Annotated in this window: 20 protein-coding genes and 1 pseudogene; 11 read left to right on the forward strand and 10 right to left on the reverse strand. The window is 47.4% G+C overall.

The window, feature by feature from the left end:
* The first annotated feature begins 90 nt into the window (after positions 1-90).
* The 4 genes from BN996_RS00850 (at position 91) to BN996_RS00865 (ending at position 6048) form a co-directional block, all read left to right on the forward strand.
* Positions 91-1608, forward strand: a complete 1518-nt coding sequence (locus BN996_RS00850) for a flippase (RefSeq protein WP_089776765.1) — start codon at positions 91-93, stop codon at positions 1606-1608.
* Entirely contained in the window at positions 1605-2948 is a 1344-nt protein-coding gene (locus BN996_RS00855) for a sulfatase (RefSeq protein ID WP_089776766.1), read from the forward strand. The genes BN996_RS00850 and BN996_RS00855 overlap by 4 nt, the downstream gene beginning before the upstream one ends.
* Positions 2949-3010: 62 nt before the next feature.
* Entirely contained in the window at positions 3011-4666 is a 1656-nt protein-coding gene (locus BN996_RS19635) for a hypothetical protein (RefSeq protein ID WP_139043083.1), read from the forward strand.
* A 407-nt stretch (positions 4667-5073) separates the two neighbouring features.
* Complete coding sequence (locus BN996_RS00865) at positions 5074-6048, forward strand: glycosyltransferase (protein ID WP_089776768.1); 975 nt, start codon at positions 5074-5076, stop codon at positions 6046-6048.
* Between the two features lie 10 nt (positions 6049-6058).
* Here BN996_RS00865 and BN996_RS00870 read toward each other — a convergent pair whose 3' ends face one another.
* The 6 genes from BN996_RS00870 to BN996_RS20765 form a co-directional block, all read right to left on the reverse strand.
* The gene (locus BN996_RS00870; RefSeq protein WP_089776769.1) at positions 6059-7222 is read right to left on the reverse strand and encodes a glycosyltransferase family 4 protein; all 1164 of its coding nucleotides are present in this window, start codon (positions 7220-7222) and stop codon (positions 6059-6061) included.
* 1 nt (position 7223) lies between these two features.
* A complete protein-coding gene (locus BN996_RS00875; protein ID WP_089776770.1) occupies positions 7224-8558 on the reverse strand; it encodes a sulfatase in 1335 nt (444 codons plus the stop codon).
* A 50-nt stretch (positions 8559-8608) separates the two neighbouring features.
* Positions 8609-9790: a glycosyltransferase family 4 protein gene (locus BN996_RS00880; RefSeq protein ID WP_089776771.1), complete on the reverse strand. Its 1182-nt coding sequence runs from the start codon at positions 9788-9790 to the stop codon at positions 8609-8611.
* A gap of 1 nt (position 9791) precedes the next feature.
* Positions 9792-10712, reverse strand: a complete 921-nt coding sequence (locus BN996_RS00885; protein WP_209446876.1) for a hypothetical protein — start codon at positions 10710-10712, stop codon at positions 9792-9794.
* The gene (locus BN996_RS00890) at positions 10712-11581 is read right to left on the reverse strand and encodes a glycosyltransferase family 2 protein (protein WP_167344082.1); all 870 of its coding nucleotides are present in this window, start codon (positions 11579-11581) and stop codon (positions 10712-10714) included. Before BN996_RS00890 ends, BN996_RS00885 begins: the two co-directional genes overlap by 1 nt.
* 184 nt (positions 11582-11765) lie before the next feature.
* Positions 11766-12005, reverse strand: a complete 240-nt coding sequence (locus BN996_RS20765; RefSeq protein ID WP_089776773.1) for a MarR family transcriptional regulator — start codon at positions 12003-12005, stop codon at positions 11766-11768.
* Between the two features lie 268 nt (positions 12006-12273).
* Here BN996_RS20765 and BN996_RS00900 point away from each other — a divergent pair, with 268 nt between their 5' ends.
* From BN996_RS00900 to BN996_RS00915, 4 genes are all read left to right on the forward strand, one after another.
* Positions 12274-13140 carry a hypothetical protein gene (locus BN996_RS00900; RefSeq protein WP_089776774.1) on the forward strand — a complete coding sequence of 289 codons (867 nt, stop codon included), beginning with the start codon at positions 12274-12276 and terminating at the stop codon, positions 13138-13140.
* Between the two features lie 266 nt (positions 13141-13406).
* Entirely contained in the window at positions 13407-13877 is a 471-nt protein-coding gene (locus BN996_RS20410) for a DUF8168 family protein (protein ID WP_226908664.1), read from the forward strand.
* 32 nt (positions 13878-13909) lie between these two features.
* Positions 13910-14761, forward strand: coding sequence for a hypothetical protein (locus BN996_RS00910; protein ID WP_226908665.1), 852 nt, complete (start codon positions 13910-13912; stop codon positions 14759-14761).
* A 603-nt stretch (positions 14762-15364) separates the two neighbouring features.
* Complete coding sequence (locus BN996_RS00915; RefSeq protein ID WP_209446877.1) at positions 15365-16036, forward strand: acyltransferase; 672 nt, start codon at positions 15365-15367, stop codon at positions 16034-16036.
* Between the two features lie 1195 nt (positions 16037-17231).
* Here the strand turns inward: BN996_RS00915 and BN996_RS00920 are convergent.
* Together BN996_RS00920 and BN996_RS00930 are read right to left on the reverse strand one after the other, a co-directional pair.
* Complete coding sequence (locus BN996_RS00920) at positions 17232-17645, reverse strand: hypothetical protein (protein ID WP_226908666.1); 414 nt, start codon at positions 17643-17645, stop codon at positions 17232-17234.
* A gap of 606 nt (positions 17646-18251) precedes the next feature.
* Positions 18252-19448, reverse strand: coding sequence for a Cdc6/Cdc18 family protein (locus BN996_RS00930; RefSeq protein ID WP_089776777.1), 1197 nt, complete (start codon positions 19446-19448; stop codon positions 18252-18254).
* A 404-nt stretch (positions 19449-19852) separates the two neighbouring features.
* Here BN996_RS00930 and BN996_RS00935 point away from each other — a divergent pair.
* Positions 19853-20125 (forward strand): annotated as a pseudogene (locus tag BN996_RS00935) (hypothetical protein); the annotation flags it as partial.
* Positions 20126-20462: 337 nt separating this feature from the next.
* On the forward strand, positions 20463-20897 hold the full coding sequence (locus tag BN996_RS00940; RefSeq protein ID WP_089776778.1) for a GNAT family N-acetyltransferase: 435 nt from the start codon (positions 20463-20465) through the stop codon (positions 20895-20897).
* Positions 20898-20976: 79 nt separating this feature from the next.
* Here BN996_RS00940 and BN996_RS00945 read toward each other — a convergent pair whose 3' ends face one another.
* Entirely contained in the window at positions 20977-21588 is a 612-nt protein-coding gene (locus BN996_RS00945) for an HD domain-containing protein (protein ID WP_089776779.1), read from the reverse strand.
* 107 nt (positions 21589-21695) lie between these two features.
* Positions 21696-21860, reverse strand: a complete 165-nt coding sequence (locus BN996_RS00950; RefSeq protein WP_226908667.1) for a hypothetical protein — start codon at positions 21858-21860, stop codon at positions 21696-21698.
* Between the two features lie 480 nt (positions 21861-22340).
* Between BN996_RS00950 and BN996_RS20415 the strand changes: the two genes are divergently transcribed.
* Positions 22341-22670, forward strand: a complete 330-nt coding sequence (locus tag BN996_RS20415) for a DUF7985 family protein (protein ID WP_394326162.1) — start codon at positions 22341-22343, stop codon at positions 22668-22670.
* The last annotated feature ends 10 nt before the right edge of the window (positions 22671-22680 follow it).

Consider the following 22680-nt stretch of genomic DNA (forward strand, 5'->3'; position numbering starts at 1 on the left):
GCTTGGTAGTCTATCTTAGTAGTAGCGGTCGTTAGTTGGGATAAAACGGACCACGGACTATTTTATGAAGAGAGACAACCACACAACATAATGGAAAGTGAATCCGAAGGGATTGCAGACATTATCCTGAGTAGTGGTTTATTTGCTTCAAGTGGGATGATATCTCGGTTCTTTGGCTTTTTAGGACACATAGCCATAGTACAGTCACTACCTCCAGATGTATTCGGGAACATAACCATCTCACAAGCAGTTGTCACAACAATCATCCCAATTGCTGTATTTGGGCTCGGAGATGGAATACCACGATTACTCGCAGGGTCAGATTCAGAAGCGTATGATAAAAAAATAATCTCCAGCGGACTTATCTCTGCTTCCGGAATTGGACTCACAGCAAGTATCGTGGTGTTCTTGGGAGCTCCAATAATTGCAGACGGTTTTAATAATCCATCAATCACACCGTATCTATCTATACTTAGTATCCAGATATTCTTTGGAGTCGTTTGGGGGGCTCTACGAGGAACACTCCGTGGCTATCGACTTTCAAAAGCTCTTGCAATCTCTAAAGACATCGCACCAAAAGGAACGGCGTTAATTGTTTTAGGGCTATGCGTCTGGATCTTAGGTCCAGAGACAGGTGCTCTATCGTACTATCTTTCACTACCAATTATTTCAGCAGTTGTCGCTGCGGCGGCTATTTATTACTTAGTTGAATACAAACCCTCTCGACCATCTGCATCCCATACCAAGGAGCTATTCTCTTTTTCCATACCCCTAGCTCTAAGCTCAACATTTGTTATATTAATGCTGAATGCAGACATGCTATTTTTAGGGTACCTTTCTAGTTCGACATCAGTAGGCTACTATCGGTCTGTTCGACCATTCTCACAATTAATTCTTATCGGATTAATGTCATCGGTCACGATTTACATGCCGTTAGTTACCGAATTCTTTGAGAGTGGTAGAAAAGATTCTGTCAGCCGAATATATACAGTCACTACAAAGTGGCTCGCAATTCTAACTTTTCCATTAGTTGGTGTTTTTGTCTTGTTTTCCCCAGAGGTTGTCGTTGGATTCCTTAGTGAAGAATACAAACCAGCAGCTATCGTACTCTCGATACTATCTATCGGGATGTACGGCCGAGTCTTTGTGGGTCCAAATGGAGCAACTACGCAAGCGATTGGCCGTCCTAAAATTGAATTTTACGCCGGAATACTCGGGGTTATAGTCAACATCTGCTTCAATATTGTTTTGATTCCTTCATTTGGGATCGCTGGAGCAGCAATTGCGACCTCAATGGGGTTTACTGCATATAACATTCTTGAGTTGACGATCATCTATCGAGAAATCGGCGCGCACCCATTTTCGATGAATATGGTCAAGCCACTTATCCCTAGTACTATCCTTGGCTTTATCCTGTATTCTATACTCCCAGATGGCCTCTCTCTCCCAGCATTAATTGGCGTCGGAATATTCTGGACACTTTGCCAGGTTCTCTTTGTGGTTGCCACCGATAGTTTTGATAAGATGGATCGGGATATCCTTCTTGAGATGGATTCTGAATTGACAACCAAACTTATTTCCTACATTGACCGGGTTGAAAGATCATGACGAGCGATGTCTTTCTACTGGTATTTGATACTCTTCGTCGCGATTACATTGAACCATACTCTAAGAATGTATCGACGCCAGGGTTCTCCAAACTATTCGCAGATAGTATTGTTCTCGAAAAAGCCTATTCGACAGGATCGTGGACGGTTCCAGCACATGGATCCCTATTCACCGGGAAGTATCCTTCAGAGCATGGTGCAACAGGGCTAACAAAAAAATTGCCAAGGGAACCAAAGACAATAGCAGAAGTCACATCAGACAATGGTTACGAGCCGGTTGCGATCTCAACAAATCCATGGGTAAGTCCTGACTTTGGATTCTATCGTGGGTTTGGTAGTCAGAGTGAGTTCATTTATCCAGAGCTACCTTTTGCCGACGTTGGCTCCCCATGGGACGCAGTTAATGAGAACGATGATCTTCTGCGGAGTTTCTCAAAAGTTCTCCGGTGGAGTACAGAAAAAAACACGACAAAGAGACTAATAAAAGCGATGTACGCATATCTCTTTTTTGATCAAAAAGTTCCAAGTGCAAATGAAGTCACAGATCAATTGACGTCTTCACTTGACTCAGTCTCGGATTCGATGCCTGTATTTGGATTTGTGAATTATATGGATGCACATGAACCATATTTTGACGATGAAAGAGACTCACAGATCAAGTGGAACCTACATTCAGTAGGCAGCTCACCCGAGATTGGGCAGAACACAATACGAGACGGGTACAAATCTTCAGTGGAGTCTCTTGATAATGGAGTTAGTTATCTCGTTGAACAATTGCGTGATCAAGACAGATATGATGATGCTTTAATTATTGGTGTCGCAGACCACGGTCAGAGTCTTGGAGAACATGATTACTGGGGCCATGGAACCTATCTGTATGATGAGCTACTACATGTCCCAGCGTTTGTTAAACCACCTGGAGGGAGTCAATCCGATGAATGGATCAACCAACCATTTTCGATTCGGAGAGTATTTGATCTGGTTTCACAGGCAACTGATGGTGAAATCGATGATTTGAGGCTTTGGCTTCAAAATGCTACTGAAAGAGTTGTTGCAGCAGAATCTACTGGACCACACATGGATATCGAACACACATTAGACGCGGTTTCAGAGGCAGGATATTGGAAATTCTATGGCGGATCATGGAAGGCTTCAAAATATTTAGACGATGGTGAACTAACTATTCACCAAAATCAAGAGGATATACCAAAAGAAGAGATATATGAAGATGTGAATAAATATGTGGATGATAATGATATATCAACCACGAAGATGAGCGATAACAATAGCGGCTTAAGTTCGGATATCGAAAAAAGGTTAGAACATTTAGGGTATAAATGAGACAATGATACAAGTCAGGATGAGCGATTATTGGTTGAGTATTATCCATGACTAATCTGAGTATGAATAAAATCAAAAAATTACAAATCACTGTTGCATGTCTCTCGATTACTACTGTCATTTTAAGTATTCGCCAGAGTTCTCTGGGATTCATAATTCTTGGTGTTGCCGTACTTTTATTCACTACTATCAGAGGGTCTCAAGTCGGTATTGCAGGTTTAGCTATTTCAACAATCTTACTATTTCCGGGAGCTCAAGCGGGTTGGCTCTATCGTCGAGGGAGTCACAACGCAGCATATGTTGCAATGCAGATCCAAGAGAATGGTTGGCCGTTAACAATTGATGTTGTGCGTCGGGCTTTCCCAGCAACTCCGCTTCTCCATATGTTGACTATTGTACTTAGCAAAGTGACAAACTTGTCAATCATGCCAGGCCCGACTGGCCAAACCCTGATTACATATCTGCTATCTATAATACTCCCTGCAATGGCAGTGATCATGGTCGCGGCCATTGCTCACCGATATAGCAAAGCTCCAATTTCATTAGCCCTTCTACCAGTCTTAGCTTGGATCCCAGGATTCATCGACAAAACGGCATTCAATCGACAATCGTTTGGTTTTGTGATATTTCTAATAGTTGCGCTAATTTGTGTGCGGCAGGTCTCTGGATCAAAGGGTTGGCGTTGGAAGATTCTATTAATACTCTCAATTGTAACACTCGTTGGTGGACATCACTTCTCGGCGATAATGGGACTACTCATCATCGCGATCGCAGGAATGACTTCTGTTACTGCAAAATGCCTAGAGACTGGAAAGTTTAAACTAACGTCGGGTTATCAGTTCGGTGTTGTATTCTTGCTTGGCGTATCAGTATTTGCGACGTGGTTTATTATTCAAGGACTAGGGGCTGGACTAATCGTCAGCCTATTAGTTGTTGACCCGTTTACAAGTCCAAATGTTCCGGAGTGGATAATTGAGCAATCAGTCACCCCCTCACAGATTTCTATGATTTTATCAGGGCCGGCACTTTGGTTGTTTCAAGTAGTACTCGCAATTGGGTGCATGAGTTTATTGTATATCGCCATTTCGGATGACAAACAGTTTCGACCAGTTCTTTTTGTTACCTTCGTTGGTGCAACTATTGCGGTTTTAGGTGTCTTATCACGCTTCATCACGGTCAATACGCTTGCACGAATATTCACGTTCTTTGTATTTGTTGGTGGCTGGGCTGCTATAGACGGATATCAACAGATACAAACAGAACATCGCTGGCTCAAGCGACTACCTACTATCGCAGTCACAATACTTCTTGTTATTGGAATAATGTCAGTTCCCATATATTATGTTTCGGATGTTCAACCAACGTATGAGAACAGGGAGACAGACCAACAATATCCCTCACACCTATATGCAACTGGTGACTTTCTATCGGACTATCCTACAGAGAAGTCGCTACTTATTGGTGATGATAATGTTGAACACGTTGTTGGAACACAAGCCTCAATGCCAACAGAGCAACGTGGCGAAACAATTAGCCAAGGCAGAATCCCAGAGGAAGGAGTGTTAGTCCTTCGAGACTATAATAATGAACTATATTTTGGCTCAACTGTTGAATTCAATTACTTTGCAATCAAGATTGGTGACAAATACGAAACCCTGAATAGGAGAAATACGATGATTTATGACAATGGTAATGAATCAATACTCCTGAACAAGTGAGATTTGCTAAACCTGTTGAATTTCGGAACAACGATCCGCAAAATATGAATTAATGGCTCTGTTGAAACCCTCTTTCCGTCTTGCGATTTGTTGAGAGACTAGTTTTCACTGTGACCCACGGAAACTAGCCAGAAAGAGCGCTCTCTCCAATATCAACGCTGAAGGATTTCAACAGAGCCGAATTAATGACTTTAGAACCACGTTTCATTCCTTTCGTAAAAGCGTTCAGAACCTTTTTTCTGTGGGTACTCAGCATTAAAACCAAACATAGAACTCCAAAACCGACGTTATCTAGTGTTTGAATAGCTAATTTCTATCGATCATTGTGATCTGGTTTAGAATCGTAGATCGAGCGCTGTGACAAGTATAATTACCAATGAACGTATCATATCTGGCAAGATCTATCGATGACAGAGTACGATACGTCAATCGTTATCCCGACTTACAATGATGAAGCTACTCTTGCTGCTTGCTTGGAGTCTCTAGAGTCAATGAATTACCCAGGGTCATTCAATACTATTATTGTTGATGGTCACTCGAAAGATGATACAATCAGTATTGCAGAAAAGTACGACTGTGACGTAATATTTGAAGATAAAGGGACAATCAGCTATGCACGCGAACTGGGGGTGGAAAAATCAGATAGTGAATTTGTTGCATTCACCGACGCTGACTGTGTTGTCCCCGAAAATTGGCTCTCAACACTAATTAATCACTTTGACGACAATGGTAAAGTGGCTGCTGTTGGTGGGCCAAACATCACTCCAGAAGATGATTCTACTTTTGCGAAGTCAGTTGGTGATGTCCTTTCCTTGTTGAGTGGTGCTGGTGCAAGATATGGATTTGAAGGTAAAGAGACACGCGAGATCTATCATAACCCAACATGCAATGTTGTCTATCGTCGCGAGGTGATTGAAGAAGTTGGTGGGTTCAATCACGATCTTATCACCGTTGACGACGAAGAGATGGACTACAGAATTCGAGAACAGGACTACAAAATACTCTACACCCCAGAAGCCGAAGTTCTTCACTATCGACGACCGAGTTGGAAGTCGTTTACGAAGATGGGGTATCGGTATGGACTTGGCCGGGCACAAGCGACAAAGTTACATCCAGAGATGGGCGAGTGGTTCCATTTTGCTCCATCATCGATAATTCTTCTTCTAGCTCTCTTTCTTGGAAATGCTGTTAGATCACGCTCTTGGGTTAAGAGATTCGCTGGAACACTATCCCTCGGGGTTATGGGGATAGTCAGTATGAGTGTATTCCTCTCAGCGAAACGTAACCGATGGACTCAACTCCCGGTTTACGTAATACTAATCTCGATCTGGTTCTGGTCTTGGGGGGTTGGGTTTATCAAGGGTCTCTGCCAGAATACGTGAAAATTTGTTCTTAGACGAGTCTCCCTATGAGTCTATCATATTCTTCAAAAAGATTACCCCAGTCATATTGTTTTCCTAGCTCTTGTGCATTTGACCCTAAATCATCCCGAAGTGATTTAGAAGTAGTGAGCTGCTCAATTGCTTCAATGATTCCCGCAGTTGAGTCTCTAACGAGCGCTGTCTCCCCATCTTCAACACTAAGACCTTGAATACCAACAGAAGTAGTCACAATGGGAAGACCTGCTGCCATGTAATCTAACATCTTCAATTTCGTTCCAGAACCCATAGAGAGAGGGCAAAGGGCGATGTCAGCATACCCGAGACACGCACCAAGATCATCAACAAACCCAGGAGTCAACACATTGGGCTGATCCGTCGATGGGGGATTTCGACCGATCAACAGGAATTGCATCTCTGGATACGTTGGTGCAATTTCGTTAATTATTATCTGTGCAGCATCTTTGTTTGGGTCGTAGTCATACGCCCCAACGAAAACGCAAGATTGCTTCGAGGTGTCCAGACCACCAATGCTTGGATGTTGAGTAGATGACTTCTCTGTCCCAATTTTTGAGTAGTCAGTTCCATTCGGGATAACAGAGTATGTCGTTGAAGACAGATCAAACGACTCGCAATCAGATTCAGACATAAAAACGACAGCATCTGCATTGTCAATCATCCGTTGTTCGAATTCTTGATGACGGTCGACAATCGAATCTCGAACTAATTTGGGGATACTCCTTCCATCTAAGAACTGCTCGACGACTCGAAATTCGGCATTATGTTTGTTGATTAGAAACGGAGCATCAGATCTGCGCGCAATCGTAAGGGCAGCAGGCGATAGCTGTGGACACTCACTAACTACTAAATCTGGCTCAAGTCCTTTTGAGTTAATTGCATCAAGACATCTTTCCAAGAATATCTCGTTCAATATATCTATTCTAGCCGCCATTAGAAGTGTCCAGAAATAAATTCGGCTCACTTTCGAATTGAGCCATGGGGTAGCTATGTCGAGTGTTTCAACTGTCTCTTCCGGCGGCGTATCACCATCCCAAGGTGCTGCTACCCACGAAGTACCGAGTTCAGCGAATTTTTTTCCGCATTCCCAAACTCGCCGATCTGCCCCACTTCCGGGAGGATACGGTGGCTTCCTGTGTAATTGAAGAATATCTACCATTCTATAAATATCCCAAATCTTCAAGCCGGCCTTCAACGTCCTCGCCTAAGTCATCATCAATTAATTCGGAGTCAACATCTAATTCAGATAGCCGTTTCTCAGCTATCGATTGAACCAGCTCTCCACCGGCATCTGTAGGTGTTTCCGTGATTTGATCGCTAGTGATCTCAAATAATCTTTTTTCACCACGGATTTGATCAAGTTCGAACAACCACTTATCGGACCGAACACCGATGACTGCGTCTCCTTCGACTTGATGTTCTGCAATGATATACTCCCTATTTTCTTGGCTAGGTATGATTCCTTCATATGCCTCAGGAGCATCAACCTCGACAGAGTCGAAGATAATGCCGGGAATATCCATCAGACTAATCAGATCAGTTGTAGTCTCACGCAATTTAGCAGGACCATTTGCAACAAGGAGTGGAACCTGTAGTAGTTCGTCATACATCCGCTCTGGTTTTCCATAGAGGTCATGATCACCAAACAACTCGCCATGATCTGAAGTGTAAATAATAAGAGTATCTTCAAGTTGCCCCATCTGTTTCAGTTTATCAAGTATACGTTTGATCTGCTCATCCGTGTACTTGATAGCAGCACGATACAGTCGTTCTAGAGCATCCAACTCTTCAGTACCAAGTGAGTCCGGGGAACGAATTAATGCAGAGTACCACTCTGAAACTTCTTCCTGTGTGACATTTTTGACCCCAAACTCTGTGCGGTATTTCTCTGGAGGATAGCATGGATGGTGAACATCCATATAATGAGCCCAAGCGAAGAAGTCTGATTCAACATCATCAATCCAAGTAATACAATCGTCCGTTATTACTTCTGCACTAACGTATGGACGTGGTTTTCCACGGAATAGCTGGTAAATGTCCTTAATTCGCTTGGTAAAGTTGACTTTATCGTCAATCTTTCGAAGTTTTGGGTGGTTTACCTCGATTCCGCGTGGAAATATCTTTGTTGCAATGCCCATAAGCGGATTCTGATAATCTTCAAATGTGTCAAATCCGTCATCATAATTGAAGTGGTGGGAAAGGAACGGATTTGATTGAAAACCGGCAGTATGGAATCCATTTTTCTGCATTTCAGTCGCCAGCCGTGGACGATCTTCATTAAGCGGTCCAAGCCCACCGCAAGATAGTGGTAACGTCCCAGTTAGAATACCAGGGAATGAGACTGCTGTGGCAGGTCCCGTCGCAAACGCAGACTCGAAGGAAATTCCTTGTTGAGCCAACTCCGCCGCAGCAGGTGTATTTGTCCAGTCATTATCTAGCGGGAGATAATCTTCCCTGAGCGAGTCCACTGTGATTAGCAGGACGTTCTTGCTCATGTGTAAGTTAGATGTTGTTAGCTATTTATAGAATCTTTCCATTATATGGGTTATACCCAATCCAGTATTGTTTGGCGAAGTTCCGCTGAAATCTGTGACCAGTCATATTTGTTTTTAACAATTTCTTGAGCAGATTCGCCAATCGACTTCTTGAGTTCATCATCTTGATGCAATCGCTGGATTGATGACTGAAACTCTGACAACTCTGAGATAATGATCTCTTCACCATCACTCACGTCAAGTCCACGAACACCAAATGGTGTTGAGATCACTGGAAGTTCCCAATTAAAATAATCGAATAGCTTCACATTCGTTCCTCCGCCAGATTTCATCGGATGAACGGCAAAATCAGCAGCTTGAAAGTACGGCTCGATCTCTTTAACGAAACCGACTTGTTCAACATTGTGGGTTTCTTTGTCGACTTCTTCACAGGCAGTCCCAACTGCGAGAAATTGGATGCTTTCATCATTAACCTCAGCTGCAATATCATGAAGAAACTTGAGTGCCTCAATGTTTGGGGTGTGCTTACTTCCTACGAAGAGAACAAGAGATGTATCTTCTCCAATGTCATGCTGGTTTCGGATAGACTGGCGGTTAGTTGCACTGTCCGTCGGTGAATTATTGGCATATGTTCCGTTTGGAGCAATGAGAATCTCCGCCTCGCTGAACTCTCGGCTATAAATGTCTTTATCTCGTTCTGATGTACAAACGACTAGGTCAGCGTGGTCAACAGCCTTACGTTCGGATTTCTTGACCCACCTATAAAACAATTGGTGTAATGGTGAACCAGACGAAAGAGCAGAGAATCGCTCTGGTTCGTAGTTGTGGCTGGAGTAGACCAATAGGCCATCATCTAAAATAGAATCAACTGCAGAAACTTGCCAAGGTCCTTCAACAAACACAATATCAGCATCATCAACGAGTTGATGTAAGGTCTTAGTTGGTGTAAGTTCAAGTGCTGGTCCAAGAAGGACATATGGAAAGTCGAAGAGAACTGGAAGACTAGCTAGGTCATGGAGAGGGTGATTAACTCTAAGTTCTCGATACGAACCCTCAATTTCAATTGAGGATAGAAACTTGCCTGAGAAGTAGTTACGTGGGTCTCCGCCCTGACAGTAACGTGTGACGTCATCTTTGGAAGAGACGAACGCTGTCATTAGACCATGTTTTCTATGATCTCCACCAGTATTTGGTGGGTGGACACGGTTTGGAACAACTTGAAGAATATTCATCTTAAGATAAGTACCCTAATTGCTTCAGGTGTTCTTCAACGGTTTCGTTATCTACCTCATCGTCACTATGTTTCGTTGAACCTGTAGTGATATCCTTACGTGGTCCATTTTGGTATTCTAACCAAGGAACTTTTGTCAACTCTTCAGTGTAGATTCCTTGTGGATGCCCCCACTCACGAATAGGGATTGGAGATGAGCGTTCATCAAGCATGTTTCCATGATCTGAGGTCACAACCGTTTTACCAGAGAGTTGAGTCAGGAGCTTCTCAACATGCGGTAGAGCAATACGAAGATTACTGCGATAGGCTTCCCTTATTTCCTCTTCACTAACGTCAATCTGACCTCTCATCAAACGCATCCAAAAACCAGGTGTGTCTGGGTCAAATGCGTCATCAATCTCAATGTCTGAATCAATAAACGGATAGTGCGGTTGTATGAAGTGGATTATCAAACGTTTATTTGGATACTGTTTCGATGCTTGAAGGCCACAGTGAACCATACTTTCCGGAAGAACAGTATGATTTTGTTCGTCCCAGAATTCGTCTTCCGACCAAACATTTTCTACATCATAGAACGAGGTATTGAGTGATCCAGAATTATGGTAAAACTGGCCATTTCCAGTTACGTATACCGTGTCTAACATAGATCGATCCGCAAGATTCCCATGAAGAAATTCAACAGTCATTGAGCCAAGAGACTCAACTTCGGATAATTGGCCGGGTAAATTGGACTCCCTCTCAAAAGTGTCGTATCGGCAACCATCGAGAATAATCAGATTGTCCCAGTCTTGGTCCATGAAATTCAGTCCGCGATGATTAAACTCGGTCTCACGTAACTTCGTATGATAGAGCCGATTAATCGCTCTCGCAAATAGCTCTGGGTTAGCAAGGGCAATACCAATCTTCTTTGACATTCCACTCATTACGGGTATCGTCCTCGGCCTTGTTTATTCAATATACCGTCTACAGTACCTTGAGTGAGTCCAATTAGACCATCAATGTTCTGAGATTTCATCACCATCAAAAATTGTACGAATACCCAATTCAGGTATTGCCACACAAAAAGGAAGATAGACATCTCGTGGTTATATTTGTAGTACAGTAACCAACGATTCCGTGCAGTATAATAGGTCAAGGTTCTATTTAGGTCCCCTCCACTACTATTGCTACTTTTGTGATATACCCTACAATTAAGAATGGTCAGCATCCTGAATTTCTCAGATATATCGTATGCAAATGCAACATCTTCACGATATATGAAGTAACGCTCAGGCAATAATCCGTATTCATCAAATACGTCCGTAGAGATGAGAGTACTACACAGCGGGAGGTATTCGTTTTCAACAAACTGTTCTGGTTTTTCTGAGATACATTTATGATGCGTAGAGTGACCAGATCCCCGATCCAGTTCACCTTTAGTGAACCATTCCGTTTCCTTGTCCGGGTACTCAAAGACTTGAGGAGTTATACAACCTACAGATTCCATTTCGAAGTATGGCAGTAGTTTCTCCAAAATTGAGAAATCTTCGATCACGACATCGTTATTCAGAATCCATGTGAAATCTGCCCCATGGTCTACAGCCCAAGAGATGCCCGCATTCATTCCTCCAGAGAATCCACGATTACGATCTAACTCAACAAATACAACCTCAGGAAATGTGTTCTGTAGTCTCAAAAGGGAATCATCAGTAGATCCATTGTCTACAATGACAATATCATGATTTTTATAGGATATTTTCTGCAGAGAGTCTACACAGTCTCGTGTGTCTTCAAAGTTATTCCAATTCAGCACGACCGAGACGACGTGAGAACTACTCATTGGTTAGGTGAAATTAATTCTAATTGGACCCGGCTAATCATGAACTGGCGATACATTCTTCGTGAGAACTGATTCATTGGTCGACATATAAAATGGGTAGGTTGATCACAATTTGTTCTTCTCCAATATTGGTTGGACATAGTTAAATCTCACACTACTACCTTTCCCGCGGATCTTCCACCAACTCATATAACCCACCTCGGTTCAACTGCATAATCCATCCGGCATTCGTCAGATTCCGCAGCGCGTACTCGACTTGACCCTTGTCCAAATCAGAGTGCTCCCGAAGGTACAACGGATTGACTCGACCCCACGGTGCATCAGAACTCCGCCCTTGCTTGAACAGCTCAAGGACAACTTCCTCCCGTTCGTTCGGTTCGTAGCGTTCGTTAACCATGTATGACGCTGTGTTCTGAGTCCGTGAGTATAATACTCAGCAATCTACCATGCAAGCGATCCAATTGTTTGCCAAGCATTTTGCTAAGCAAAAGTACTAAGTAGCCACCGGACGTAGCATCTATCAAGAAGCACGGGTCGCCTCAAAGGAGAGGACGGTGCTGGAGACACCGCCCCGTGCTTCGCCCAAGACGAAGCATGACACACTCACACGGAAGCTCGAAAGAATCTGTCGAACAGTTTGTGCCAACTCAATCGAGGCGGCTGTAATGTCCACTGATATCGACGTAGATCAGATCACGGACGTATTCGTCCGCATTCACGCTGATCTCCTCGTCGTTGGCGACTCGATAATCACCGATCGGCATCACGCTTCCAGCGGGAACTACGAGGACACTGACCCACAGAATCAGATCGGTGGCCTCATTCCAGCCTTCTCACTGTCGGGATGGCTCCGGCATGGGATGGAAGCAGTCATCCAAGAGTACGGCGGCACCGCGTGCCACCCCGGGGAATCGAATGCGAACTTCCGCAAGGAAGCGATCTACAACCGCGACCTCGAATCCGGGTATCACGAGAAGGGTTCATGCGTTGATGACCACGAACACGGCTGCGTTGTCTTCGACCTCTTTGGAGGATTCGGAAACAACCCCGGGAAAGTGATGCGCCGTCCGATTCGATTCTCACCGGTTCGATCCGGCGTCGATTACACGCGTGGCCAGGCCGAGGGACACTATCGTCGCCTCAATAGGAATATTGTCTCACGAAACAGAGACGACCACCGCGACCCGCTCCGGAACACCAAACTCGACGCAGTCGGCAATCTCGATGGTTGCTGGCATCTGTCGTTTCGTGAGACGAAGCCAGAGTTCCTCGGAATTCTGGCTGAGGCCGTCGCGTATCTCGACAATCACAATACTGAGTTCATGCACCAACTCGGTGGGATGCGAAACTTTGGTGGCGGCATCGTCGACACCGAACTTCTGAATCCGCTATACGAAGAACGAGAACTCCGTCGTGTGTTCAACCGGGCGCAAAAGCCCACCAAGGCGATGGGCGGGAAAGACGAGATGTGGGTGGCTGACTACCTCCCGTCGCTACAGTCTGCACTCGCCGAGCGGGTGGAATCGGCATGACCGATGTCCATCTCGCGGCACTTCGACACGACGCTCACAAGTTTACTGGCGAGAGTCACAGACACGCGTCAGCTACCTTCGATGGCGTTCGAGTTAACGAACCAGTCCCACAGGGTGCAGATGCTGATGCGGCAGCTCTCAGTCGACCAACGGGGGACCCGTCACTCACGACACCAACCCATACGTCGCTGTATCGGCTGTCAATTTGTACCGGTGAGACCCCGGTAGAACGGAAGCACATCCCTCGGTCGACGATTCGACAAGATGTGCATGACCTCCTAACTGAGGCCGACTCAGAGCGTGCCCATCAGCGATGGCTTGAAAGCGAGGTTGCGGCCCTGTTCAACGAGAGTTCGTTCTATCCGTATACGAGTCTGAAGTACCACACCCTGTTGACCGCTGCACTCGTGTACAGCTACGAGATAGGATACTCATTCGAGGATCTCGCTCTCATCGTCGACGACCCGACGACAACCATCCCACATCGGACAATCTTCACGAGCGAGCGCTTCAATCTCAGGCTCGCGGCATCACCGAACAGTCGGCCATATGCACCGCTCGGTGACTCTCCACAGCGCTCATGGGCGACTATCTGGCAATCACTCAACGAGCATCCCCTCGAAACGGCTACAAATCGCTGGCAGATGGTGCTCGATTCGAATCTGCGTCGCATCCGATCATGGTCGACGGCGCTGCAGTACATCGAGGACTTCGAAGCATGGGGTGCCCGCCCGTGACGTGGATTCAACAGGTGTGTTGGCGTCTCGAAATGGATTACCTCGGGCACCCCTACTACGTGACAGGGAACGCCATCACCAACGCACTGGCCCAGTCACTTCCACGTGATATCCGGTGCAGTATCCACGCGAGTCACGGGATGTTCGCGCCAGGGCAGTTCGGCGTGTATCCTGACGAACACTCGAAGCTCCGCGCCCATCCTTCGATGGGTGCAGCGCTCCCAGAGGTAGAGGCGTATGATGACCTCTTCCTTCACAGACACCCTGAACAACTGTGGTTGCTTGATTCACGGCCGCGAGACGCGATCAACGCGCACGACCTTCGCAGGCACTCTGGTCACCCGACGTTTGCGTACGAGATGCGTGTCGGCAGAGAATCGGCGTCGTGGACTGATGCTCGAAAAACTACGTGGTTCGTGCATGCGTACCTCCACGCTGCTGAGTCGGGAATCCTCCCACTTGACGACGACATGATCGATGGATTACAGTTTGGTGGGAAACGAAACTACGGCTACGGGGCAACAAGCCTCCACAAGACGCGACTCGTCGACCTCGAACAACTTGACTATTCTCGACTCGAAGGGGCAGACCGGTACCGTATCGATCTCTGTACACCGTTTGTCCTGAGTAGTGACTATCCCGGCACAACTACCGTCAATATCCCGGAGTGGTGGGAGATGTCACAGAAGCTCCGCCATCGCGAGGAGTGTCTCGTCAAGAGCGGCAGTCGGCATCAACTCCAGACGATTGATCACGGACAACAAGTCACATATACTGGTGACTGTCCGGTCGAGACGGCTAAAGCTGGTCTGACTCGCATCGGAACACATTCGAAGTACGGCTTCGGTGAGTTTCGCATTAGGCCGATAACGACAATGTCGTGACCTTGATCCGACCCGTGTACAGCATGACGAACGTCATAAAGCGAATCAAGTAACCCCAAACGACACTTGCGAAGGTTTCGGCATCACCTACGCCGATTTTTCAGACCTGATCGACAATTCCTACAGTAACGTCTGGCTCTAGTAGCCGAATTCTGAATCAACTGCTCCACACCACTCCCAACGAGTGACAAAAGCGACGGGACAACCAACAATGTCTGATGTCCTGACTAGAACGAAACGTGCCGAGTAGTACGATTGGGACAGCGAAACTGGCCAAGCTGAGGCTGCTACGAGCGCACCATTGCCGGACTGAGTGACTCTAAGTAACAAAGTGTTGTATTCAGATTTTGACACTGTTCGCTAGAGAAACAGGAGTACAACGAGTTCCACCGCCAATTTCTTTTTGGACATAGTCAGATGGCTTGGCTAGAATCCTTAGCAGTTATTGTGTTCTGGTCTTGCGGAGTCCATACTAGCGAAGGACTGACCACCAGACGGCTTAGTAATTTCCCGTCTATCGAGTGGTTGAATCTATTGGATGCGAAGTCTGATATAGCATTCCGGTAAACATATCCTGTGAGCCTTAGTGATCTGCATTCTCGGGTGACGAGCGAGAAAGCCAGAAGAATTCTCAAAATTGCTCAAAATCTTGGTCCCTCTGGGCTAATCAAATCAGTCTATAATTCGAAAAAGTATACTGGATCTTTCGCCTCATTAATAACATCAAAGCGAACCACTATAGATGTCGCTGCGGTTTCAAACATCACCGTTAATGGAGTCTGCTTCTATGGTTTGAGCCCATATTCACCAATAACTGCTAACCTCCACCGGTCACTGTTAACTACTTCTAGAGATTCTAAGTTCACCATTGATTCACCAAACACTCCGGTATACATTGGTTCCGGGTCGAAAATCAACGTGAGTGGGAACCTTTCGATAGGAGAAGGATCGCGTATCGGCGATCGCGCAACTATCAATTGTCTTGACAGTATCTCTATAGGGACAGATTGCTCAATTTCGTGGGACGTAGATCTCGCCGATTCAGACTTTCACCCAATTACAATTCAAGGAGATACGAAAAAGATGACAGAACCGATTGAGATTGGTGACCATGTTTGGATTGGGTATGGTGCTTCGATAAAAAAAGGAGTGACAATAGGAGATGGTGCGGTCATCGCTAGCGATAGTGTTGTGACAAGAGATGTCCCAGAGAGATCGTTGGCTGCGGGTGTACCTGCGAAGGTAATTAAAACAGACGTATCTTGGGAAAGATAATCTCAATCGGTAACGTTCTTATCCACTCACTATCGCGTGCACTCGCGGGAGAGACACCATCCACCGAGCCGACGAAACGCGCTGAGCAGTACGATTGGGATAGCGTCGCCGACCAAGCGGAGAAGGCCTACGAGCGCGCAATCAATGGGCGGTGGTAATGTTTCGTTGGAGGCGGGGCGACGCGCGTCCGTGGCTGTGCCTATCGAAGAAACTGACGCCAGCGAGTGTACAGATACATCCCGCCGAAAATGAGGATGACGAGCACCACGAGCCCAGTCACGTGCGTTTCGCGCCCGCCGATGCGAAAGGGAGGTGTTTGGAGGGGTACGCCAGACCACAGTAGAAGGACGGAGAACACAACTAACCGCGTCGAACGTGCACTTAGTTAGTGATTGTGTCCGCGGTATCGTTGCGACCACGTCGTCGATCGGGTCACGCCGAACAGTAACGGGGCCGCATAGACAACAGAGGAGGGAGGTATAACATCCATATGTCCGGTACACCGGTCCGTAGTTTCCGACACTCACTGGGACACCACGAGTCGGACACACCCTTGGTTGTTTTTGGGAATTCTGGTGGCCACATAGTGTGTTGTGTGGATTTTCCGTTAGGACCAAAAGTGAGTGATTGCTGTCTGAAAATGGTAACAGTCAGTTCTAATACTGTTGTATCTGTTGACTAGATATATTATTCAGCATTTGGGTTGGAGAGACGAGAAAACAGTGGTTTGATGTGTCTACCTCCACCCAGTCAGCCGGTGAGCAGTATGTGGGCCTTCGTATTGGTGACGTATCGATCGCTAGTATTTCTAGAAGAGAATCGTCTATCAGAAACCGTTGTTTCGACAGGCTATAGCAGTCTATGCGGTCGTCTCTGCTTCACCAGCGCTCGTTGACGCACTCGTTTTCCGGGTATGTCATGACACAGTACGTCTCCAGAATAGTCAAAAAGCTAGTAGTTACGCGTTAAAATATAGGTTTGCTCTGATAGCGTTTGAGACTCGGTTTATCCACGTCGACAGTCGTGTATTTCAATCCGTTCTGGCAGCCCCACAACCCACACGCGGGACACGCCACGGGCGTCGTCGGTAACTCCTGGCAGGACTCTAAGGCGGCGTGGAGATGCGCTTGCACGTCGGGTTCAGTCGTTCGCGTCAGCGCTTGGGCGAGGTGCATCTGTAGCTCTTCGTGAGCACTCATGCGCGGGGAGTCTCCTTACGCTCTGTATCCACCTGGAGTCCGATGGATGCAAGTTGGCCCATCGAATCCCACCCACGCTTCTGGGAGACGAATGCCTTCCACTCGCGAAGCGGCCGGCCATCGAGTGACTGGTAGTGATCGAGGGTCCGACCATCGAAGACGACGACGGCGTCGGCAGGACGGAAGTAGTGGTGTGTGAAGCCCTCGGCGTCGACACCAAGGGTGAACGAGCGTGCGAGGGCGTCGATGAGTTGGTCGGCTAACGATACGGTACGCTCTTGTGTCGTGGTGTGCGTAGTTGACATTGGCTTTCTTGCTCCAATCGAGAAGCCACCGGTCACGTGTTCTAGCACGTGGCCTTTCTGCGAAAGCCGAACCCGGTACTTCTCAGTTACAACTATGATCTTCACCGACTTAATACTATGCATAATGCCCAGTCAAATTGCATATTTGTAATGCCATGCTTTATAGCATATGCTGGTCGAGTAGAGACTATGAGTGGCTCAAATCTCACTGGGACAGACAAAGCAATTCTCGACGTGCTCAAGCAAGGACGCGATGGCGAGAGTCCGTGGGGAATCGCGACAAAGGGGTATCTTGTCGACGAGACTGGCTACTCACGCAACAGTGTGTATAATCGCCTCGAAGTGCTTGAGGCTCGCGGCTACGTGAAACTGGTCCACGAACCGACTCGGCTCTTTGAATTCGTGAGTGATCCGCGAGAAGAGTGAGCGGAGGTCCTGATTTTGAGACGAGACACACCTCACACCGAGTGACTAATACACGAACAGGATGATGTGAGCAACCAGCCAGACACACCTCGTAACGAGTGAGGATATAATTCGTTTAGGGAGACACACCTCACACCGAGTGACTAATACACGAACAAGGTGATATGAGCAATTAGCCAGACACACCTCGCAACGAGTGACCAACAGTGGTGTTACATAGCTATTGGAGAATCCTACTCAGACACACCTCACAACGAGTGAATCAGAAAAGAGGAGGCCAGGGGGTTACTCACTCAGCGCTTCAACAACCACTTCCGGATCTCCAAGCAGACGATGTTCAAGATAGCTTCCTTCGCCAGGTCCTCCGCCCGTGTGGTTTGACTCTGTAATTCCAAGGAAGGCTTGTTCTTTAAGCAGTCTGTATACTCGATCTTCAGAAAGCGGCGAACTTCCCTCTGTTGAAGCAAGCGAACAATAAGCATCGTAGATATCATGTGTCCGGAATGCGCCCTTCCCAGGGTTCTTGGCGGTGAGCAGTGCCAACGCCCGAAGTATATGTTGTACATGAGGTGTCGATCCAGTAATCAGGCGTTCAAATCGGTTTACCTCTGCTTTGTGGACGGCCTCATCAACGTGAGCTGCCGTCACAGTCTCAAGATTTTGTTTCTCTGCGAGCCGACCTGCCTCGTATAGTGTGTCAACTGCCTTTCTCGCATCCCCGTGTTCTTTTGCTGCGATTGCTGCGACTTTTGGAACCACACCATCAGCCAATACACCGTCACCAAATGCGTCAATACGGTGTTCGAGTATCGCACGAATCTGTGTGGCGTCATACGGGTCGAAAATTAACTCGTTATCTTGGAGGCTCGAATCAAGGCGCTCGTTCAGTCGGTCACGATATTCGATCTTGTTACTGATACAGACTGCACCGATGTGAGACGCTGCTTTCCCACTCTCACGTGCACGTGTGAGGCTTCGAAGTAGTTCATCATCGTCGAGTTTGTCAATCTCATCGAGAATGACAACGAATGCGTCGACATCGTAGTCGTTCAAAATCTCCCACGTAATGTCCCGGTAGTCAGACGCAGAGATACCGATTCGTGGGACGTTGCGGTCAACTCCCAGCGTATCAACCAACTGTCGAGCCATCTCTCTACTTGCCTTCGTCTCTGACTGATAATCTGAACAGTCGACATACGCATACGCAAGTGTCGTGTCGTGCGACTTGGCTTCGATGCGTGCTTCTCGAGTAACGCACCGTGACACGAGTGACTTACCGGTTCCAGTCTTTCCGTAGATGATTGTTGTCTCTGGTGGGCCGCCACGTGTTGCTGGTGCAAGTGCCCCCCCGACAGCAGCAATCTCTTGATCTCGACCAACTACCCGGTCAAGCTCAGGAACGTGCCCAACCCGGAGAAGTTCACGATTTGAGAATATATCTCCGGTCTCAAAAAGCGACGACCGGTCATCAGTATCAACCATGCTTAGTTTCACCAATGCGGTAATGTCTCTTAATACTGCCGGACCTCAAAACGAGTGAGAGACATCAAACACCGATATTCAGATGTTAACGACGATTTCAAGAGTGTTTAAGTATTAGATGTTGTTCATGGACACACTACACACCGAGTGAGTGAGTGAGTGCGTCCGGATAGATGTAGGCCAAACCCAGATGTATCAGCCTCAGATGCAGCATAACAGGATATTCTTCAGGTGGTTTGTCACTCGGTGTGAGGTGTGTCTCCCCTCAGTAAGTGGCGGTGCCATCTACCCGCAGTTAGACATTGATGACACTGAATCGCGGGAAGCAAGAACCAAACTGACGAGGGACATCCTTTCCTACCACTACTCACTCGGTGTGAGGTGTGTCTCTGGTGTGTTTCACAGAGTACGCCACGAACGTCCCTGCAGGCTTCGCACTCGACGCAAGTACGATTCGCACCGTCCTCCACGCAAAGGAAGGCCGAACACCCCATACTCAAACCGTGAGTCGGGTCATGGACTTTCTCGATGACCTTGGCAAAGCGGGTGTGAAGATCGTGAAACGCCGCGGGACCAAACGCGTCATCTTCACCGAGCACGCTGTCTCGGAACTCGCGGCGACAACAACGTCCGCGGGTGGAAGTGGTATCACGGATGTTGTGATGGGGTGGCGCTAACGAGCGTGTGATCAACGGTCGATAGTCGGCCGCACGCCACAGGTCGTCGACACCCACCGCGGGTACAGACGCTCGTTCTAGCAGCGGCACTGAAGAAAGCTCCTCTGTGGACAACGGTAGTGTGAGTGAATAAAACGAGTTTGTGGTGGTGGGTCCATCGAGACAAATCACAACAGGTGTGATTAGTAGGCACTGTTGAATGCCGTAGAACCTGATAGAACCTATGTGACACAGACAGAGCGCATCTCTTGCACGATTGATGGGAGCAAGTCGGGCAGAAAATAAGTCTGCGAGGTTATCACTAAGTCATCTCAGAGAGACATAACGAGCAGAAATCATGGAGACAGAGGTCGTCTATGAAATCGAGAACGCCGAGGAACTTCAGAGGTTATATCAGATGTATGGATGGTGGGAAGACCGTGAGTTGGACGATATTCGCCGGGCAGTAGACCACACCGATGAAGTTGTGAGTATTCGCGAAGTCAAGAGTGGGCAACTTCTTGCTTCGGGACGTGTCTTGACGGACTATATTTACTCTGGAAAGGTTCTTGATGTGATTGTCGATGAATCACATCGGGGCGAAGGGTTAGGAAAGCAGGTTATGCAGGCTATCACATCGCATCCTAAACTAGAAGACGTGGAGGTCTTGACCTTGAACTGCCGAGCCGGATTGGTGCCGTTTTATGAAAATTGTGGCTTTCGCGTCCACGATATGACCACGAAACGGCCTGACGGGACGGAAGAAGACTATCACCTAATGCTGCAATCGTAAACTGCGCCCTCTGTAGATTTTGCTCTGCTGCATACAGGAGTTACACCGAGCAGGGGGGAGTTGCGACTGAAAGATGTATTCAGAGCTGGCAGGGTCGCCCGAGTTCTCGTTCGTACTGCGATTTAATTTCCTCGAACAAGTCCTGGCCGACTTTTGTCTGGAAACGAGGCGCGGCGGTCGCAAAGAACTCGTCCAGATTCTCGAACTCGGCAAAGTGGTCGTTCGCTTCAGCGTCGTCGTACCGACCTTGGCGCTCGTACTTGAGCGCCTGGAGACAATTATCAATCAGATCCATGTCCTTGACGAACTGTGCTGTCGGGGTGTCACGAGCTTCGTACTCTTCCCAAAGCGACAGCAGTTCGGTATCGTTGAAAGGTCCGAGGAGATCGGTTACTGCGCTCCGTTCAGCCGACTCCTTCTCGGATGTGGAGATGGTCTGGCGTCCGTCCTCCGCGCGAGTTGCGATATCACCCGTTCGAGCTTCGCCGAGGTCGTGAATGAGTGCCATCGTCACTGCTTTCTGAGGGTCAACCTCTTGCTGGTCGGCATAGAGCAGACAAAGCGACGCTGTCCCCCACGTGTGGGCTGCGACCGATTCAGGCGAGTCGATATTCCGAAGCACCCACCCTGTCCGAAGTTCATCCTTCAACTCGAACCATTCAAGCAAGGAGTCGAGTTCATTGGTCATCATATCGTGGAGAAGGGAAGTGGCCAGTTCAACTCATCGAGACTAGTCCACCGGATCGCCGACATTCAATCTGAAGTTGCGGGTTTCGGTCTTGAAAACCAATCAATTAGTCACTTGCCGACGAGATAGTCTGCGCCGTCCTCCTGCTCGAATTCGTATTCCGACCGAAAAACCAGATCTGTTGTCGCCCAGATATCGTTGATTCGCTTCTCGATACTCTCAAGAACCATCCGAAGCACGTCATTCGGATCATCTGGATAGACTGCATCAATCACACGCTCTTCTCCTGGCTGGGGTGGTACGTGGTAGTGGTCGCGTGTGTTGTGTATTCACCTTTCGTTCTCGAAAGAAGACACACCACACACCGAGTGAGCAATGCAGCGACAGATGAGCAGGGAACCGACCACACTGAGTAGCAGTGAACGCACGTTCGGCCACTCACGCACAACAGAGTGCTCGCTCGTGATGCGATCTGGGCTTGAAATCAGCAGTAAACTCCTCGTAGGCAAGACAGTCATGAAGAAACGAACTACCAGTGAAATCTAGATATTCTGTAGATATTAGCACCTAAACCACACATTTAGCAATCAAAAGAACTTAATTATCGCCTGAAAGTTGAATGTATAGGAATTGTAGCCCGCTGGCACAATTCACAAGCAACCTACATGTCGAACGAAAAAGACAGCCAACCCAATACAGTAGTCAATCCAGATCACGATTCAGTTCGAGTTGTTTCGTCCGGCCGCCTTGCCGTGATGATTATCTTTGGACTCGTTGTTCTCACACAGCCTGTTGCAGCCCAAGATGGAGTCATCTGCAGTACAAGCAAACTGCCACAGATGCTCGAAGGCTTCTTCCAATTAACCACGGCGCTCGGGCTGATCGGTCTCATCGTTGTCTGGCAAGGAGATTCGCTCTTCCAGATGTTCACGACGAATCACGAGCAGAAAGCCAAACTGAAAGAGCATATGCGGGCGGCGTTGAAGTCTGCAGTCACCCTGCTTGTACTCGGTCCCCTATACACCGTTGCGGGGTCGTTGATGGGACTGCCACTTGCAGAGTGTGTCGATCTCGCGCCCTGGTGAGTGCGGGCTT

Source organism: Haloferax massiliensis, from assembly GCF_001368915.1.
Lineage (GTDB): Archaea > Halobacteriota > Halobacteria > Halobacteriales > Haloferacaceae > Haloferax > Haloferax massiliensis.

Bases quoted from the DNA above. Each gene is read 5' to 3' on its own strand.
- BN996_RS00850 (WP_089776765.1), top strand. From the start codon at position 91: ATGGAAAGTGAATCCGAAGGGATTGCAGACATTATCCTGAGTAGTGGT.
- BN996_RS00855 (WP_089776766.1), top strand. From the start codon at position 1,605: ATGACGAGCGATGTCTTTCTACTGGTATTTGATACTCTTCGTCGCGAT.
- BN996_RS19635 (WP_139043083.1), top strand. From the start codon at position 3,011: ATGAATAAAATCAAAAAATTACAAATCACTGTTGCATGTCTCTCGATT.
- BN996_RS00865 (WP_089776768.1), top strand. From the start codon at position 5,074: ATGACAGAGTACGATACGTCAATCGTTATCCCGACTTACAATGATGAA.
- BN996_RS00870 (WP_089776769.1), bottom strand. From the start codon at position 7,222: ATGGTAGATATTCTTCAATTACACAGGAAGCCACCGTATCCTCCCGGA.
- BN996_RS00875 (WP_089776770.1), bottom strand. From the start codon at position 8,558: ATGAGCAAGAACGTCCTGCTAATCACAGTGGACTCGCTCAGGGAAGAT.
- BN996_RS00880 (WP_089776771.1), bottom strand. From the start codon at position 9,790: ATGAATATTCTTCAAGTTGTTCCAAACCGTGTCCACCCACCAAATACT.
- BN996_RS00885 (WP_209446876.1), bottom strand. From the start codon at position 10,712: ATGAGTGGAATGTCAAAGAAGATTGGTATTGCCCTTGCTAACCCAGAG.
- BN996_RS20765 (WP_089776773.1), bottom strand. From the start codon at position 12,005: ATGGTTAACGAACGCTACGAACCGAACGAACGGGAGGAAGTTGTCCTT.
- BN996_RS00900 (WP_089776774.1), top strand. From the start codon at position 12,274: ATGTCCACTGATATCGACGTAGATCAGATCACGGACGTATTCGTCCGC.
- BN996_RS00910 (WP_226908665.1), top strand. From the start codon at position 13,910: ATGGATTACCTCGGGCACCCCTACTACGTGACAGGGAACGCCATCACC.
- BN996_RS00930 (WP_089776777.1), bottom strand. From the start codon at position 19,448: ATGGTTGATACTGATGACCGGTCGTCGCTTTTTGAGACCGGAGATATA.
- BN996_RS00940 (WP_089776778.1), top strand. From the start codon at position 20,463: ATGGAGACAGAGGTCGTCTATGAAATCGAGAACGCCGAGGAACTTCAG.
- BN996_RS00945 (WP_089776779.1), bottom strand. From the start codon at position 21,588: ATGATGACCAATGAACTCGACTCCTTGCTTGAATGGTTCGAGTTGAAG.
- BN996_RS20415 (WP_394326162.1), top strand. From the start codon at position 22,341: ATGATTATCTTTGGACTCGTTGTTCTCACACAGCCTGTTGCAGCCCAA.